The sequence below is a fragment of the uncultured Henriciella sp. genome (genome assembly GCF_964005855.1).
Classification (GTDB): domain Bacteria; phylum Pseudomonadota; class Alphaproteobacteria; order Caulobacterales; family Hyphomonadaceae; genus Henriciella.
On the sequence record NZ_CAXFSW010000001.1, the window covers coordinates 316,387 to 333,102 of the forward strand.

Below are 16,716 nucleotides of genomic sequence, written 5' to 3' on the forward strand. Positions count from 1 at the left end.
ACAGAGGCGCCCTTTTTCGTAGCTGAGGGGAGGCGAAAGGACCGCCTTATTTGAACTTCTTGGCAAAACTCCGTGTCGCCGTGATGAGCTGATCCACTATGCCGGGGTCGAGGCTGGAATGCCCCGCATCCGGCACGATATGCAGCTTGGCGTCGGGCCACGCCTTGGTCAGCTTCCAGGCCGTCCCGATCGGGGTGACGACATCATAGCGGCCATGAACGATAATACCCGGCACGCCGCCCAGCTTCTCCTCGGCCTTTTTCAGCAGCCATCCATCTTCGGGGAAGAAGCCCTTATTGACGAAATAGTGGCACTCGATCCGTGCAAAGGCGTCGGCAAAACTGTCTTCCTCAAAGCGCGCCGGGCGGGAGGACGGACCCTTGATGGAAATCGTCTCGCCTTCCCAGCAGGCCCAGGCCTTTGCCGCCTCAATCCGGGCCGTTCGGTCATCGCCGGTCAGCCGCTTGTGGAAGGCGTGCAGCAGGTCGCCGCGCTCCTCTTCCGGAATGGGCGCGACATACCGGTCATAGGCATCGGGGAAGATGCGGCTCGCGCCATCCTGGTAGAACCACTGGATCTCAGCATCCGTGATCAGGAAGATGCCGCGCAGGATAAGCCCAAGCACATGTTCGGTATGGGTCACGGCATAGGACAGCGACAGGGTCGAGCCCCAGGAGCCGCCGAACACGATCCATTTGTCGATGCCCAGCACCTCGCGCAGGCGTTCCATATCGGCGACCAGCGCCCAGGTATCGTTCTCTTCAAGTTCCGAATGCGGGGTGGAGCGTCCGCAGCCGCGCTGATCGAACAGGATGATGCGATAGACATCCGGATCGAAGAAGCGGCGCATCTCCGGGCTGCACCCGCCGCCCGGCCCACCATGTACGCCGATCACGGGCAGCCCGTCCGGATTGCCGGATTCTTCCCAGTAGATTTCGTGCAGGTCGGAAACCCGCAGCCGCCCTGATCTGTTGGCATCAATTGGTGGGTAAAGTTTGAGCATGTGTAAACCTTGTTTGAACGCTTTCCGGCTTAGGTGTCATGAAACCGGATAAGGGTCTGGACGTTAAATATCCAACCTGTATGTGTAACAGCAGTAAAGTCTTAAGACCGCGTGGGCCGATCAGTTGATGAAACCACTCCTTCTTTGTCTCACAACATTGCTTGTTTCAGGCTGTGCCACTGTGTCCATGGTCTCCAAACAGGCTATTGTCGAGACCGAGATTACGCAGAACCAGTCTGAGGTCCGCCAGAAGTCGGAGGCGTTTGAGACGCTCGCACAGAACGAAGGTTGGGTCAGTGAGACCGGCGGAATGGCCGGACTTGCCCACATGCTGTTCGGCTCTGATGGCAAACAACAGGCCAGTTCCGCGCAGACCTATGCTGAAAAGGTCGCTGCCTCCAGTGGAGACCCGGCAGAGGTCTACAGCGCTGTCGCGGACGATGCCACGCGCGCAGCCGCAACGCTTGGCGAACTTGACCGCCTTGCCGACACCCTTCTGGACAATGGAAATGTGGCGCGCATCGATCTCATCAGCTTTGAAAGCGCGCTTGTCACCGCGCAGAAAAGCTACCGTAATTTTGCCGAAGCGACCGGTCTGGTGGAAACGCGCGGGAAGGACGGCCTGCCTGCGGCGGAAGACGCCCTTCGCAAGTTTGCCCGCACCATCGACGGTGCGCGCGCCTCGGCGGACCTCATGGCGGGCGCCTATGCCGATAATGGCGAAGCCGATCCGCTGAGCTAGCCCGGCCGGGCTAGCACCGCTCAGCCGGCGGTCTCCGGGAACCAGACATTCATCAGGATATCGACGAGCTGCTCGGTGCGCGCCCGCACATCGTCCGGCGTCCAGGTTTCGCGCTCGCGCAGGTCTTCCGTCAGCGCGAAGACGCGAACACCTTCAGCAAAATAGAGCTTCTTCTTCTCACGAAACTCCAGCCGGTCGGCCAGCCGGTTCACATGCCGCGGCACGATCACGAAATTACCCACTGTCTCTGCCAGTTCACGCTGGACCGCCTGGCTCGGCCAGATCCTGTTCCAGTGGCTCTCCTCGCTCAGCGTGCGGGGCAGGACATGTTCGATGCTCGCATCCTGATCCGGGCCGATCTGCTCGCCATTCTCCAGCGCCGCATTCAGCCGCAGCGCGATGGCGCGGCGCTGCATGAAATTGACGAACCGCCCGGTCAGACGCTCGCGGATGCGCCGCTTGTCCTCGCGCGAGAAATTGAGTGCGCCATTGCGATGGAAAAGCGGCTTCCCATCGAGGATGGCCTTGGTGAGCCGGGCATATTGCTTGCGTCGCGCATCGCTGTTGGTGACGTTCAGCATCATCACATAGCCGAACCGTTCCAGCAGGCTGAAGAAGATTGCCGCTTCCTCGCCATTCTCGCGCTGGCGATAGAGATAGGCGAGGGCAGGTACCCGCCAGAGCTGGTGATCCAGCAGCCTCAGATGGTTTAACGGGCCACGCACCGCTGCGCTATGTTCGCCATAGCCCGGATCCCCCCGCAGGATCGCGCGGTAGGCATCGACATAGTCTGGCAGATGACTGTCCAGAAAAGTGCGCGCATCGATCTTTGACAGGACAGCCTTTGAAAACTCAGCCGCGACCTTCCCCTTGGAGCTTCGCGAGTGAAGCTGACGGATATAGTTGAGCAGATCGTCCAGCGCATTGGCGCCAAGCACCGATTCATGATCGAGCCACTGGCGGGCATAGGCGCTGGCCTCCTCGACGGTGAAATTGCCGCGCTGCAGGATTTCCGTCTTGATGATGTCATGCGTGTTGGGCGCCTTGCCGCGCGTGTTCAGAACCCGGAAGACGTCATAGCCGCCATCCCAGTCGGGCACTGACACCCTGACCAGCATGATGCGGTCGCGGATGGTTTCGAACAGCTTGCGCCGCTCCTGCGCCGACAGTCGCCTCAAATAGGTTTCGATCAGGTCCAGATTATTTGCCATCCGGCCGTGATTGGCCGACTGGGCGGCCGCTGTGTCGCGGTTCAGTGTGGCCCCTTCTGTCTGTATGGCCTCCCGGAAATAGGGGGTGTCAATCTGGTTGAGGGTCAGGCGCCAGGCAGTAGCTTCGCCGCGATTGGCGCGGTCGGGATCGCCGATCATCGCATGGGCCAGCGCCTTGTAGTGGGGGTTTTCCTCCAGATCGCGGAGCACAGCGAGGATCATGGAGAAGGTGGTCAGCCGCTGCTGTCCGTCCACGACGAGATAGGTGCCATCCTCCATCTCGACCAGGACGATCGCCCCGATAAAGTGGTATCTGCCCCGCTCGGTCGTACGCCAGAGATCGTCGAGAAGCTCAAGCACTTCCTCGCCCTGCCAGGCATAGCTTCTCTGGTAAGGCGGCATTCTGAGCTCGGTCCCCGGCGAGAGGATCGCCGAGAGACCGCATTCGCGCGCCCTTATCCCGGACTCCATTGCACTCCCTGCAATTCGCACTAGACCTGTGGCCCATCGTTAGCGGGCCGGGCCGGGCGTTGACACCTTGAATTCACACGTTCCGGCCGGATTTTTGCCATGGGAGGCCAAATAGCCACATGAAATGGGCGAATGTCGAAATCGAGGGCAAGGTCTGGTGCGGACTTGTCGAGGGCGATGCGGTCCTGCCGGCCGCCGAAGGCTGCCTAAGCCAACATCTGGCCGATCTTGGCGCGCTGGAAGCGGCTGCCCGGCGCAGTGACCGGCGGATTGCGCTGTCCGAAGCGCATCTGCGCCAGCCTGTCATCCGCCCCGGCAAGATCCTCGCCATCGGCCTCAACTATGCCGCGCATGTGGCTGAGAGCGTCAGCTTCATAAAGAACGACAAGCCCGAAGTTCAGAAATGGTTCAACAAGCAGGCGACTGCCGCCAATGGGCCTGGCGGTGCGGTCCACGTGCCCCGTGTGTCGTCACAGCTCGATTATGAGGCCGAACTGGTCGTCATCATCGGCCGTCATGGCCGCCACGTCCCCGCCGCCCGCGCGATGGAGATCGTCGCCGGTGTGAGCTGTGGCTGCGACTGTTCGGTGCGCGACTGGCAGAAGGCGAGCCCCACAATGATCATGGGCAAGGGGTTCGACACCCATGCGCCGTTCGGCCCCTATATGGTCACCCTGGATGAGACCGGGCCGCTCGGCCCCCAGGCGATCCGGGGCTGGGTGAATGATGAGCTGCGCCAGGAGGCACGCCTGTCGGACATGATCCACACGATCAGCGAGCAGATCGCGCATCTGACGGCGGCCTTTACACTGGAGCCGGGCGATGTCCTCTTTACCGGGACACCCGCCGGGGTCGGGGCCGGGCATACGCCGCCCAGATGGCTTGTGCCAGGTGACCGTATCCGTGTGGAGATTGAGGGTGTCGGCACACTGGAAAATCATGTCATAGCAGAACCGGATACCGACCGGTTAGGATAGATATATGAGCAGGATCGCGCCCGCGCTCGCTATTGCCTTGATGCTTGCAGCCTGCGACGCGCCAACGCCCGGCAACAATGAAAACGCCGCGACCCGTCTCAGCGCGGAGGTCGAGACCGATCCGCCTGTGCAGCCGGCAGATTTCGCCATGAGGCCCTGCAGCCAGAATGAAGCCACGCCGTGCGTGCTCGTGCTGGCAGGGGGCAAGCGTCTGCTCTTCGGCGCGCCAGCGGGGGTCGGCAATGTGATCGGGCGGGAAGAGCTTGCCCGCCTCGACGGGCTTTTCCTTTTCTCGCTGCGTCCCGAAGAGGTGGAGGGGCTGGATGAGGTGCGCAATCTCAGTTGGCAGGCGGGCCGCCCGGAAAATCTGGGTGTGATCGGGCCAGAGGGCACAAGCGGCCTGATTGACGGGCTGAACCGCGCCTATGAAGTGTCGGACGCCCTCATCTTCGTTGAGGATGGCGCTCCGGCCGGCGGGTTCGATGCGGCCATGTTGCAGACGGACGCTGAGGTCACGCGCCAGATCGGCGTGTTCGATACAGGCGACCTCAAGGTTGAAGCGATGGCCGGCCCCAATGACCGGGTCAGCTACCGTGTGGTGTACCGCGATCTCGACGAGGTCTGGCACAGCCTTCGGCTGCAGCCCTGCGGCGCGCCTGATATCCCGGCACTGGATGTTGAAACCACGCCGGAGAACAGTGCCCAGATTGCGTGCACGGATGGCTCGTTCGGCACGGACTGGCCGTTCACCCGGACGCGCTTTCTGGTGAAAACCGGTGGCTAGAAAAGCATCGGGGTCCTGCATCGAGCAGGACCCCGGTCTCCCCCGAGACGCCCCCGTCCGGCCAAATTGGCCGCGGACATTCAGGCTTCGGTCTACGCAATGGTGGTTACAGTCTTTACCGGTCAGGAGAAAGCGAAAAGCGTGCGAAATGCTGTCAATTATTAAGACTGTGTCATGTTTGCCACGGAGCCAGCTGCCATCTCGCGCATTGGCAAGTCAGGCAAATCAGTTCTTAAACTACCAATTCGTTAATAATTTTGGGCTTATTGTTAAGTTTAAAAGCACGGGGCCAGACACGCGATATGACCGGAATTCTCTTCATCCTGTACATAGCCTTGGGCAGCGCGCTGGGTTTCGGCCTGGTTTCCTATGCAGGATTGAGCATTCCCGTCGCCGTCGCGCTGGGGGCCGTCACCACGACGCTGCTCGGCCAGTTTCACCTTCTCTTTTCGCATGTCATCCATACGGCAGACAGTTCCGACAGGATGGACGCGCTGGAACTCTCTTATGAAGAGACCGGCCGCCGGATGACCCGGATCGAGGCGCGCAGCGAAGAAGTCGAAACCTCTCTCAAACATGAGCTTTCAGAGCGCCGCGATGCGCTGGTCAGCGAGATGCGCCAGCTGGAAGGTCTGATCGACCGTCTGGCAAAAAGCTTTGAGTCAAAGCTGTCGCGCGAAGCGCGTGAGCCGATGGCCCCGCGTGAGGACGCGCTGCTTCGCAATGTGAAGGCGGCCCTTCAGGATGGCCGCGTGGACCTCCACCTCCAGCCCATCGTGTCGCTGCCCCAGCGCCGCGTTGCCTTCTATGAGGGCTTCACCCGCCTGCGGGAGGCTGATGGCACGCTGATCCTGCCGGCCGATTTCCTTGAGGCGGCCCGCCGGGCGCGTCTTCTGGGCCTTGTCGACAATATGCTCCTGTTCCGCTGCGTGCAGATTGTCCGGCGCCTGGCAGAGCGTGATCGCCGCGTCGGTGTCTTCTGCAATATCTCGCCAAACTCGCTGACTGATCCGCAATTCTTCCCGCATTTTCTGGAATTCATGCAGGAGAACCGCGACCTTGCCGGCGCGCTCATTTTCGAGATTCCCGCCGACCGGTTCGAGAACCGCTCGCGCCAGATGCGCGAAAGTATGGAAAAGCTGACCCAGCTTGGTTTCCGTTTCTCCATCGACCATGCCCACGACCTTGCGATTAACCTTCCGCGTCTGCAGGAAGCCGGTGTGCGCTTTATCAAGATGAAGGGCGACGATCTCATCGCCCAGCTCGGTGACCCCTACGGCCCGCGTCCAGAGTCCAACATCAACCGCCGTCTGGCCGGTGAGGAAGTCGCTGCCGTCTGCTCGCGTTTCGGGGTGACCCTGATCGCGGAGAAGATGGAAGAAGAAGTCAGCGTCGTCGAAGTGCTGGAATACGACATTCCCTTCGGCCAGGGCCATGTCTTTGGCGCGCCCAAGCCCATCAAATCCTCTCTGATGCAGGAAACCGCTCCGCCGCAGGAATTCATCGACCGCCTGTCCGCCTTTGGCTGAGTGCACGCAACAGGCAGATTGACCGCAGGTCCTGCGGTGCTAGTTGAGCGGCCATGACGAAACCTCAGCATATTCCGGGGCTCGGCGAGATTGCCGGGCAGTACGACACGATCCTCTGCGATGTCTGGGGCGTGATCCATAATGGCCGCAGCGCCTTTGAGCCGGCCTGCGAGGCCTTGGTGAACTTCCGTGAGGCGGGCGGCACGGTGGTTCTCATCACCAATGCGCCGGTCCCCAAACAGCAGGTCATTTCCTATTTCGAGCCCATGGGCGTGCCTGATGGCGCCTTTGATGACTGCGTTTCCTCCGGCGATGCGACCCGCGATGAACTTGCCCGCCGCCGCCATGAAAAGATCTGGCGCCTCGGCGTCGATAGCGGCTGGGAGCGAGACAAATTTCTCTATGAGGGATTGGACCTCAGTTTCGCGCCGCCCGAGGAGGCAGAGACCGTCCTCTGCGTCGGGCTGGAAGACGAGAAGAAGGACGACCCGGAATCCTATCGCGGCATGCTCAAAGTCGGGGCAGGGCGCGACCTGCCGATGATTTGCGCCAATCCCGACATCAAGGTCCGCGTGGGCGACCAGCTTATCTGGTGCGCCGGTGCACTCGCCGCGATCTACGAAGAAGAGGGCGGGCGCGTCATCTATCCGGGCAAGCCGCACGATCCGATCTACCGGCTCTCGCTGGAGCGTGCGCGGGAGATCCGCGGCAAGGCGCCGGAGAACGTTCTCTGCATAGGCGACAGTCCGGCGACCGACATGCGCGGTGCCGCCAGCCAGGGCTTTGATGCCCTTTATGTGGGCACAGGGCTTGCCGATCACGGGGATGATTTCGAAAGTGAGCTTGAAACCCTGCTCGGCGAGTATGAGGCTGAAGCCCGCTGGGCGATGCCCGCGCTAAAGTGGTGACGAAACGGTCCTCGCATTGTAACAGACCGCAAAATAGCTTTCGGAGACAGGTGTATGAGCGCCAAGGATGGATACAAGTTTGAGGAACTCAGCGTCGGTATGGCGCATGAGACCGTCCATACGATTACCGAGGAAGACATCGATCTCTTCGCCAAGGTGTCGGGCGACTACAACCCGATCCATATGGATGAGGAATACGCAAAGAAGACCGCATTCGGTCAGCGCATCGCCCATGGCGCACTGACCGCGTCCTATATTTCCGGCATTCTGGGCAATGACCTTCCGGGGCCCGGCGCGATCTTCACGCACCTCGAAATGCGCTTCCGCCGCCCGGTCTTTATCGGCGATACGGTAACCGCGCGGGCCGAGATCACTGAGATGTTCGAGCGCGGCAACCGCATTACCCTCAAGATTACCTGTCTTGTGAATGACAAGGCTGTCGTGGCCGGCGAAGCCAAGGTCATGGTCCCGAGCAAGGAAGGCTAGGCGCGCGGAATGGCGGTGCATGCCGACTATCGTAACCTTCCCGCTTCCGCGCGCGGCTATTCGGTTGCGCTCGGCAATTTCGATGGGGTGCATCCTGGCCACCGGGCCGTGATCGATGCTGCACGTGTGGAGGCGCATCCGCTGGGCGTCGCCACCTTTGAGCCGCCGCCGCGTGCTTTCTTTCGCCCGAACGACCCGCCCTTCCGGCTTTACCGGCCCGCCCGTCGGAATGCGCGCCTTGTCGAGCTTGGCGCAAAGGCCGTCTTCGAGCTGCCTTTTAACGCGCAGATGGCCTCCATGACCGATGAGGAATTCTGCCGCGAAGTCCTGCATGACGGGCTCGGCGTGGCGCATGTCGCCGTCGGTTTCGATTTCCGCTTCGGGCGCGGGCGCATGGGCGACGCAGACAGGCTGTCCTCGCTTGGCCGCTCCTTCGGGTTTGATGTCACCATTGTCGAGAAAGTCGAAGGTCCCGAAGCGATCAAGGCCTCCTCGACCGCCATCCGCGAAGCGCTGATCGCAGGCGACCCACAGCGCGCCGCAGAAATGCTTGGCCATGACTGGATCGCAGACGGCCATGTCGAGGCGGGCGAGAAGCGCGGGCGCACCATCGGCTTTCCGACTGCCAATATCCGCCTCGGTACGCTCATCCATCCGCGCCACGGTGTCTATGCCGTGCGCGCGCGGATTGCCGGGACCGGCGAATGGATGGACGGCGTCGCCAATTTCGGCCGCACCCCCACCACGGGCCTGCGCGATCCGTTGCTGGAGACGTTCATCTTCGACTTCGACCGTGACATTTACGGTCAGTTCCTTGAGGTCGCACTGGTCCACTATCTGCGCCCCGAAGTGCACTTTCCCTCGCTCGACGCCATGGTCGAGCAGATGCACAAGGACAAGGCCGAAGCCCGCCGCCTTCTGTCCGCAGCGCGCTAGCAACCGCTGACTTTCTGCGTCGTTCGTATAAAAAGAAGACAAGACGCACACTGGAAGGGACACCCATGATGAAACTCGCTTACGCGCTCGCTGGCGTGGCAGCTCTTGCCGGCACGGCCGCTGCACAGACGGCGGAGACCGTTCAATCGGTGACGATTGATGACCTTGAAAGCTTCGTCACCGATGCGGGCCACAAGGTCCTTGCCTTCGGCGAGACGACGGAAAACTCCCTGCGTGCCGAGACGCCGAACGGCGTGACCTATTATATGGAAGGCACCGCCTGCGAAGCGGGCGCCTGCCGCGGCATCATCATGAGTTCGCGTTTTCAGGCCGATGACACGGTGACACTGGAAAAGGTCAACCAGGCCAATCTCGAACGCGCCGCCGTCAGTGTCTGGCGGCTTGAGGATTCGGTGGGTGTCTCGCGCTATGTGATCCTTGATGGCGGCATGACAAAGGCAAACATCGCCACCAATCTTGAGAATTTTCTCGCCATCGTCCCCGGTGTGGTGAACTTCTTCTTCGCCGAGTAGGCGGCCCGCCCGGTCTTTGCCGGGTGACAGGCCGGAACGGCCCTGCTAGAGGCATGCGCCATGATATTTCTCGCATGCGTCCGCATAATTCGAATTAGCCGCCCGGCGGCGTGCTGAGCTGTTGATGTGAAACAGCCTCCAGCGCGGTGCCGGGGCCTTGTTATTTCCGCTTGCAACCACGCTGCTAATTCGAGACTGACTTTCCTGATATGACCGACGAGACCAAGACAGCCGCGAACGACTATCGCGACACGCTTTTCCTGCCCAAAACCGATTTCCCCATGCGCGGGGGGCTGCCCAAGGCCGAACCGAAATGGATCGAGCGCTGGGACGAAATGCGCCTCTATGACCGCATGCGTGAGGACGCGAAGGCGCGTGGCGCCAAGCCCTTCATCCTGCATGACGGCCCGCCCTATGCGAACGGGCCGATCCACCTTGGCACGGCGATGAACAAGATCCTCAAGGACCTTGTCGTTCGCGGCCACCAGATGCTGGGCTATGACGCCTCCTACATCCCCGGCTGGGACTGCCACGGCCTGCCGATCGAATGGAAGGTCGAGGAGGAGTTCCGCTCCAAGGGCCGCACCAAGGATGATGTCCCGGGCGATGAATTCCGCCGCGCCTGCCGCGCCTATGCCGAAAAATGGATCGAGGTCCAGAAACAGGGCTTCCGCCGCTGCGGCGTCGAGGGCGACTGGGACCATCCCTATCTGACCATGAATTACGGTTCGGAAGCGGCAACCGTGCGCGAATTCCTCCGCGTTGCCATGTCCGGCCGCCTCGTGCGCGGCTCCAAGCCGATCATGTGGAGCCCGGTGGAACGCACCGCGCTCGCCGAGGCTGAAGTCGAGTATCACGACCGTAAGGTGCCGGTGATCTGGGTGAAGTTTCCGGTTCAGGGCGAAGACTTCTCGGTCGTCATCTGGACAACCACGCCGTGGACCATCCCGGCCAACCAGGCCGTCAGCTTCAACCCGAACATCTCCTATGGCCTCTATGAGGTCGAAAGTGTGATGAGCGAGGAAGAGCTTGGCTTTGCGCCTTTCGCGGCGCCAGGCGACAAATATGTTCTGGCTGACGCTCTGGCGGATAGCGTCATGGAGAGCGCCAAGGTCTCTGGTTTCAAGCGCGTCTCGGATGCCGATCCCAAGGGCTGGACGCTGAGCCACCCGCTCCACGAGCTCTCAGACTTCTACACCCACGACATCCCCATGCTCGCTGGCGACCACGTCACCGATGATGCCGGTACGGGCTTCGTGCACACTGCGCCCGCCCATGGTGAGGATGACTTCCTCGTCTGGATCGCGTCAGGCCGTACAGCCAGCGACATCCGCGACATCGTCAACGAAGACGGCGTCTACGAGCACGCCGACCTCCCCGAAGCCCTTCAGGGCCTCGACATCATCCGCACCTCCGGCAAGAAGCGCGGCGAGCAAGGCAAGGCCAATCAGGAGGTCATGCGCCTGCTGACCGAGGCTGGAAACCTCCTCTCGCGCGGCGTGACCATGATCCGCGACGCCCATTCCTGGCGCAGCAAGGCGCCGGTTATCCGCCGCGCGACCCCGCAATGGTTCATCGCCATGGACAAGCCGGGCAGCGACGGCAATCCGGCCCTGCGCAAGATGGCGCTGAAAGCCCTTGAGGAGACCGGCTTCGTGCCGGCCTCGGGCCGCAACCGTATCACCTCCATGGTCGCAGACCGTCCCGACTGGCTGATCTCGCGCCAGCGCAACTGGGGCGTGCCGATCACGCTTCTGGTCAGCCCCAAGGGTGAGCCGCACACCTACGCCCTGCCGGAAGACAAGGCGAAAGAAGTGAACACCCGCATCCTGGACGCCATCGCCGCCGAAGGTGTCGAAGCCTGGTTCTCTGCCGATGCGGCAAAATTCCTCGATGGCATCACCGATCCGGCCGGCTGGGAGAAGGTGACTGATGTTCTGGACGTCTGGTTCGACAGCGGCACGACCCACGCCTTCACCCTGCGCGACCGCGGTGTGATCGACGAGGCGACAGGGCAGGCGGACGTCTATCTCGAAGGCTCCGACCAGCATCGCGGCTGGTTCCAGTCCTCGCTTCTGGAATGCTGCGCGACGCGCGGCATGGCGCCCTATAAGAACGTCGTCACCCATGGCTTCATTGTCGATTCCGACGGCAAGAAGATGTCGAAATCGCTCGGCAATACGGTCGAACCGGAAGAAGTCGCCAACAAGTTCGGCATCGAGATCCTGCGTCTCTGGACGGCAAGCTCGGACTTCACCGAAGACCTGCGCATCTCGGACGACATCCTGAAGACGAATGCCGAGAGCTATCGGCGGCTGCGCAACACGCTGCGCTATCTGCTCGGTGCGCTTGATGACTATAGCGAGGATGAGGCCGTCGAGGCGAAGGACATGCCCGGTCTCGAACGCTGGGTCCTGCACCGCCTTGCCGAAAGCGACGCGCTGATCCGAAAATCCTATGCGGCCTATGACTTCAAGCGCGTCATGGCGGCCATGCTGAATTTCTGCGGCGTGGACCTGTCGGCGATCTATTTCGACATCCGCAAGGACAGCCTCTATTGCGATCCGCCGTCCGCGCTTCGCCGCCGGGCGACCCGCACCGTAATGGCGCTGATCCTGGAGCGTCTGGTGACATGGCTTGCCCCGATCATGCCCTTCACCACCGAAGAAGCCTTCCTGGTGAGCCATATCGCAGGCAAGGCCGACAGCGTGCACCTGCTGACCTTCCCGGATACGCCCGACAGCTGGCTCAACCCCGCTCACGCCGAACGCTGGGAGAAGATCTTCAAGGTCCGCCGCGTCGTCACCGGCGCGCTGGAGGTTGAGCGCCGCGAGAAACGTATCGGCGCCTCGCTGGAGGCGGCCCCTGAGGTCTATATCGAGGACAAGGCGCTCATCGACGCGTTCGAGGGCGAAAGCCCCGCCGATATCTTCATCACCTCCGGGGCACGCCTGATCGAAGGGGCCGGGCCGCCGGATGCCTACAAGCTGGAAGATACGCCGGGTGTTTCCGTCGTCCCGAAAAAGGCCGATGGCGTGAAGTGCGCGCGCAGCTGGAAATATTTCGATCCGGCCACTGCCGATCCGGCCTTCCCGGATATCACCCCCCGCGACGCCGAAGCGGTCCGCGAGATGAGAGGACAGGACTGATGAACGCTGCCGGGCATGTCTGGAGATGGGGCGCGCTCATCGTGCTGATGATCATTGCAGATCAGCTGACCAAGTGGATGGTGCTCCAGACCCCGGCTTTCAACGCGCTTGCCTGCCTCGACCCGGTCGTGCTGTGCGGGCGGATCGAGATTTCGTCGGTCTTCGACCTCACCATGCTGTGGAATCGCGGTGTCAGCTTCGGCACCATGCAGTCGACCGGCCTCATGCGCTGGGTGCTTGTGGCCTTCACCATGGCGATTGCCGTGGGTTTTGCCTTCTGGCTGAAGCGGGCAGAACGCTGGCTGACCGCGCTCTCGCTGTCGCTGGTCATTGGCGGGGCCATCGGCAATCTCATTGACCGCGTGCGTTTTGGCGCCGTGGTCGATTTTCTCGATTTCTCGGGCCCGTGGTTCGGCACCTATATTGGCGGCTTCCCGCTTGGCTTCCCATGGGTGTTCAATATCGCCGACGCGGGAATTACTGTGGGCGCGCTCTTGCTGTTTTTCGATCAGTTTTTAATGTCGCGATCGAAACCGGAAGAACACGATCCCGCCTGAGTGGAGCTGGAGACCTATGAAGACGCCGAAGACACATTCGACCCTGACCCTTGCAGCCCTTGGACTGGCCTTCGCCGCAGGCGGATGCTCGCTGCTTCCCGGCGGGGGCGGCGGCGGTGACGCCGGCCCTGACGAGTTTCGCGTCGTGACAAAGGCGCCGCTTTCGGTGCCGCCTGAATATAGCCTCCGTCCGCCGCGTGCTGGCAGCTCGGTCCCGCGTGAGGCCGACACCTCGCGTGAGACGACCGTGACCGCTTTCGGGACCAATATCGGCGCCGATGCCAGCCCGGTCGAGCGCGCGCTCGTCGATGCGGCCGGCGCCAATGCGACCGACCCGCGTATCCGCGCCATTGTCGACTATGAAGAAGGCCGCCTTGTCCGCAAGACGAGCGAGGATGCAGACCAGATCCTCTCTTCGACGCCGGACGGGGCCGTGGCTGACAGCGCGACTGGCGACGCGGAAGTCTCGATTGCCCGCGGCAGCGGTGACCGGATCAAACTTCCGGGGACCTGACGCGCGGACAGCCACAATTTACCAGACAGTCTGACGGAGGAGATATGATGAAAGCATTTCTTGCGGGGGGGCTGGCAGCGGTAAGTCTAGGCACCGGCCTCGCTTATGCCGACACGGCGGAGGCCGAATGGTCGCCGACAACGTTCGAACTCGAAAACGGAATGGAAGTCGTCGTGCTTCCGGACAATCGCGCGCCCGTCGTCACCCATATGGTGTGGTACAAGGTCGGCGCGGTCGATGAAGACCCCGGCAAGTCCGGCATCGCCCACCTCTTTGAGCACGTCATGTTCAAGGAAACCGACGATATCGGCCCTGAAGAGTTCACCACCATCGTCCAGCGCAATGGCGGCCAGCTCAACGCTTTCACCTCCTGGGACTACACCGCCTATTATGAGCGCGTGGAGAAAAGCCAGCTCGAGCGCATGATGGAGCTTGAGGCTGAGCGTATGACCGACCTCATCATCAATGACGATCCCGAAGGCCCGTTCATCTCAGAGCGCGATGTCGTCAAGGAAGAGCGCCGCCAGCGCATCGACAACAATCCGGGCGTCATCCTGCAGGAGCAGGTCATGTCCGCGCTCTATCAGGACCATCCCTATGCCATCACCGTGATCGGCAAGATGGACGAAGTCGGCGCGCTGACGCCGCAGGACGGTCTCGACTTCTATCGCAAATGGTACACGCCATCCGAAGCGATCCTGGTCGTGGCGGGCGATGTCACGCCGCAGGACGTGCGCACACTGGCAGAACGCACCTACGGACAGATCGAGTCGGCCAGCGAGGAGATTCCGCAGCGCGGCTGGCAGGATGTCGAACCGCTGGACGAAACCCAGCTCATCACCCATAGAGACCCCAAGGTCCGCCAGCCGGAATGGGAACGCTGGTATCTTTCCACCTCCTATACGCGCGACCGTGATTTCGCCTATGCGCTTGATGTCGCCATGGATGTGCTCGGCGGCGGCCGTACCAGCCGCCTCTATCAGGCCCTGGTGGAGGAGCAGAAGATCGCCAGTGAGGCGTCCGCGAATGCCTGGCTCTCCCTGCATGACCGCGCCCCGGCCGTCCTGTCGGCGTCGCCAAGCGACGGGGTCAGCCTCGAAGAGCTTGAGGCGGCCTATATGACTGTCGTGAACGACGTGCTCGAAAACGGGTTTAACGAGGAAGAGGTAGAGCGTTCGCGCAACTCGCTCGCTGCGTCCTCGATCTATCAGCGCGACAGCCAGGCCGGCATGGCCAATCTCTATGGCAGCACGCTAGCGGTTGGCGGCAGCGTTGAGGATGTCATGGCTTATCCCGAAGACATCCGCAAAGTGAGCGCGGATGATGCCATCGCCGCCCTGCGCCGCGTGCTCGGCGAGGACAAGAACTATATCGAGGCCCATCTTCTGCCTGAGGAAGAGGCGGCCGCAGAGGAGGGCCAGACCGATGAATAAGCTCAAATCCGCTGCTGGTGGCGCCCTTGCCGCCATCCTGCTTGCAGCGCCGCTGGCGCACGCCCAGGACACCGCTACCACCGAAGCGCCCGCGCTCGATGTGACGGTCCATGAAGGCGACTTTGCCACGATCCAGCAATTCACCACACCGGGCGGTGTCTCGGTCTGGCTGGTCGAAGAGCCCTCCATCCCGATCATGGCGTTGCGCATGGCCTGGGAGACGGGCGCTGCGACCGACCCGGACGGCATGGAAGGTCTCACCGACGCGCTGACCTATCTCATGAATGAGGGCGCCGGCGATCTCACCTCGCTCGACTTCGCGACCCGTATGGAAGAGCTCAATATGAGCTTTGGCTGTGGCGCCGATGACGAGACGACGTATTGCTCGGCCAATATGCTGACTGAGAATGCCGCAGAGGCCATGGACCTCATTGCCATGGCGCTGAATGAGCCCCGCTTCGATGCAGAGCCTTTCGAACGGTTCCAGCGTGAACAGCTCATTGGTATCCGCACGCGCGAGACCGATGCGAGCTTTCTTGCCAGCCGCGCACGGGCACAGGCCCTGATGCCGAACCATCCCTTCTCGCGCATCAAGACCGAAGAGAGCATCAACGCCCTCACCACGGATATGGTCCGCGCCCGCAAGGACGCGATCATGACCGGCGACAAGCTCTACGTCACCGCCGTGGGTGCCATGTCGCCGGAAGAGCTCGCGCCGCTTCTCGACGATGCGCTGGCCGCCCTGCCGCAGAGCTCCAGCGTGGAGGCCATCGAGGACGTGGCCCTCAACGACCCGCTGCCCGCGCCGGTCGTGGTTGAACTGCCCCAGCCGCAAAGTCTCGTGACCTTCGCCGCCCCTGCCATGGCGCGCGACGATGACGACTTCTTTCCCGCCTATGTGTTGAACTACACCTTCGGGGGCGGCGGATTTGAAAGCCGCCTCATGAAGGATCTGCGCGTGGAAAAGGGCCTCACCTATGGCGTCTATACCAGCCTCTCGACCAGCGATCACCTCAATCTCTGGACAGGCGGCGGGCAGACCAAGAATGAAAGCGCAGGCGACTTCATCGATGGTCTGACGGACGAGATGGAAATGATCGTGGCCGACGGCGTCACCGAGCAGGAACTGGCAGACGCCAAGGCCTATCTCACCGGCTCCTACCCGCTGGCCTTTGACAGCAACGCCAAGATCGCTTCCGGCCTGATGACCGCCCGGCTCGAAGACCTCGGCATCGACTATTTCGACCGCCGCAACGCCATGGTCGAAGCCGTCACGCTTGAAGACGTCAATCGCATCGCGGCCGAATACCTCCAGCCGGAGAACTTCACCTTCGTGGTCGTCGGCCAGCCGGAAGGCATTGAGGAAACCGCGACCCTGCCGATGCCGGTCCTTGGTGAGATCGATGTCGATGAAGCCGGCGACATGGAAGAAAGCGATGTCAACGAAACCCCGGACGCCACCCGCGATCCGAACCGCTAGGAT

The 16,716-nt window shown here is 61.9% G+C and carries 15 protein-coding genes; 13 read left to right on the forward strand and 2 right to left on the reverse strand.

What is annotated here, in order from left to right:
* Positions 1 to 46 precede the first annotated feature (46 nt).
* A complete protein-coding gene (pip, locus tag ABNU55_RS01515) occupies positions 47 to 1,003 on the reverse strand; it encodes a prolyl aminopeptidase (RefSeq protein ID WP_290755089.1) in 957 nt (318 codons plus the stop codon).
* Positions 1,004 to 1,130: 127 nt separating this feature from the next.
* Here pip and ABNU55_RS01520 point away from each other — a divergent pair, with 127 nt between their 5' ends.
* Entirely contained in the window at positions 1,131 to 1,745 is a 615-nt protein-coding gene (locus ABNU55_RS01520) for a hypothetical protein (RefSeq protein WP_290756783.1), read from the forward strand.
* A gap of 20 nt (positions 1,746 to 1,765) precedes the next feature.
* On the opposite strand, the gene ABNU55_RS01525 is transcribed toward ABNU55_RS01520, so the two are convergent.
* Complete coding sequence (locus tag ABNU55_RS01525; RefSeq protein WP_290756785.1) at positions 1,766 to 3,427, reverse strand: DUF262 domain-containing HNH endonuclease family protein; 1,662 nt, start codon at positions 3,425 to 3,427, stop codon at positions 1,766 to 1,768.
* 119 nt (positions 3,428 to 3,546) lie between these two features.
* On the opposite strand from ABNU55_RS01525, the gene ABNU55_RS01530 reads away from it, so the two are divergent.
* From ABNU55_RS01530 to ABNU55_RS01585, 12 genes are all read left to right on the forward strand, one after another.
* The gene (locus ABNU55_RS01530; RefSeq protein ID WP_290756788.1) at positions 3,547 to 4,404 is read left to right on the forward strand and encodes a fumarylacetoacetate hydrolase family protein; all 858 of its coding nucleotides are present in this window, start codon (positions 3,547 to 3,549) and stop codon (positions 4,402 to 4,404) included.
* Positions 4,405 to 4,408: 4 nt separating this feature from the next.
* The gene (locus tag ABNU55_RS01535; RefSeq protein WP_290756791.1) at positions 4,409 to 5,188 is read left to right on the forward strand and encodes a hypothetical protein; all 780 of its coding nucleotides are present in this window, start codon (positions 4,409 to 4,411) and stop codon (positions 5,186 to 5,188) included.
* 302 nt (positions 5,189 to 5,490) lie between these two features.
* On the forward strand, positions 5,491 to 6,717 hold the full coding sequence (locus ABNU55_RS01540; protein ID WP_290748859.1) for an EAL domain-containing protein: 1,227 nt from the start codon (positions 5,491 to 5,493) through the stop codon (positions 6,715 to 6,717).
* 53 nt (positions 6,718 to 6,770) lie between these two features.
* On the forward strand, positions 6,771 to 7,625 hold the full coding sequence (locus ABNU55_RS01545) for a TIGR01459 family HAD-type hydrolase (protein WP_290748862.1): 855 nt from the start codon (positions 6,771 to 6,773) through the stop codon (positions 7,623 to 7,625).
* Between the two features lie 54 nt (positions 7,626 to 7,679).
* Positions 7,680 to 8,111 carry a MaoC family dehydratase gene (locus ABNU55_RS01550; protein ID WP_290748869.1) on the forward strand — a complete coding sequence of 144 codons (432 nt, stop codon included), beginning with the start codon at positions 7,680 to 7,682 and terminating at the stop codon, positions 8,109 to 8,111.
* Between the two features lie 9 nt (positions 8,112 to 8,120).
* Positions 8,121 to 9,047, forward strand: a complete 927-nt coding sequence (ribF, locus tag ABNU55_RS01555) for a riboflavin biosynthesis protein RibF (RefSeq protein WP_290748871.1) — start codon at positions 8,121 to 8,123, stop codon at positions 9,045 to 9,047.
* A 65-nt stretch (positions 9,048 to 9,112) separates the two neighbouring features.
* The gene (locus ABNU55_RS01560) at positions 9,113 to 9,580 is read left to right on the forward strand and encodes a YbjN domain-containing protein (RefSeq protein ID WP_348764199.1); all 468 of its coding nucleotides are present in this window, start codon (positions 9,113 to 9,115) and stop codon (positions 9,578 to 9,580) included.
* A 209-nt stretch (positions 9,581 to 9,789) separates the two neighbouring features.
* Positions 9,790 to 12,729, forward strand: a complete 2,940-nt coding sequence (gene ileS / locus ABNU55_RS01565; RefSeq protein ID WP_290748874.1) for an isoleucine--tRNA ligase — start codon at positions 9,790 to 9,792, stop codon at positions 12,727 to 12,729.
* Positions 12,729 to 13,286 carry a signal peptidase II gene (lspA, locus tag ABNU55_RS01570; RefSeq protein WP_290748876.1) on the forward strand — a complete coding sequence of 186 codons (558 nt, stop codon included), beginning with the start codon at positions 12,729 to 12,731 and terminating at the stop codon, positions 13,284 to 13,286. Before ileS ends, lspA begins: the two co-directional genes overlap by 1 nt.
* A 16-nt stretch (positions 13,287 to 13,302) precedes the next feature.
* On the forward strand, positions 13,303 to 13,800 hold the full coding sequence (locus ABNU55_RS01575) for a DUF3035 domain-containing protein (protein WP_290748878.1): 498 nt from the start codon (positions 13,303 to 13,305) through the stop codon (positions 13,798 to 13,800).
* A gap of 44 nt (positions 13,801 to 13,844) precedes the next feature.
* A complete protein-coding gene (locus ABNU55_RS01580) occupies positions 13,845 to 15,233 on the forward strand; it encodes a pitrilysin family protein (RefSeq protein ID WP_290748881.1) in 1,389 nt (462 codons plus the stop codon).
* Positions 15,226 to 16,713 carry a pitrilysin family protein gene (locus ABNU55_RS01585; protein ID WP_290748884.1) on the forward strand — a complete coding sequence of 496 codons (1,488 nt, stop codon included), beginning with the start codon at positions 15,226 to 15,228 and terminating at the stop codon, positions 16,711 to 16,713. Before ABNU55_RS01580 ends, ABNU55_RS01585 begins: the two co-directional genes overlap by 8 nt.
* Positions 16,714 to 16,716 lie beyond the last annotated feature (3 nt).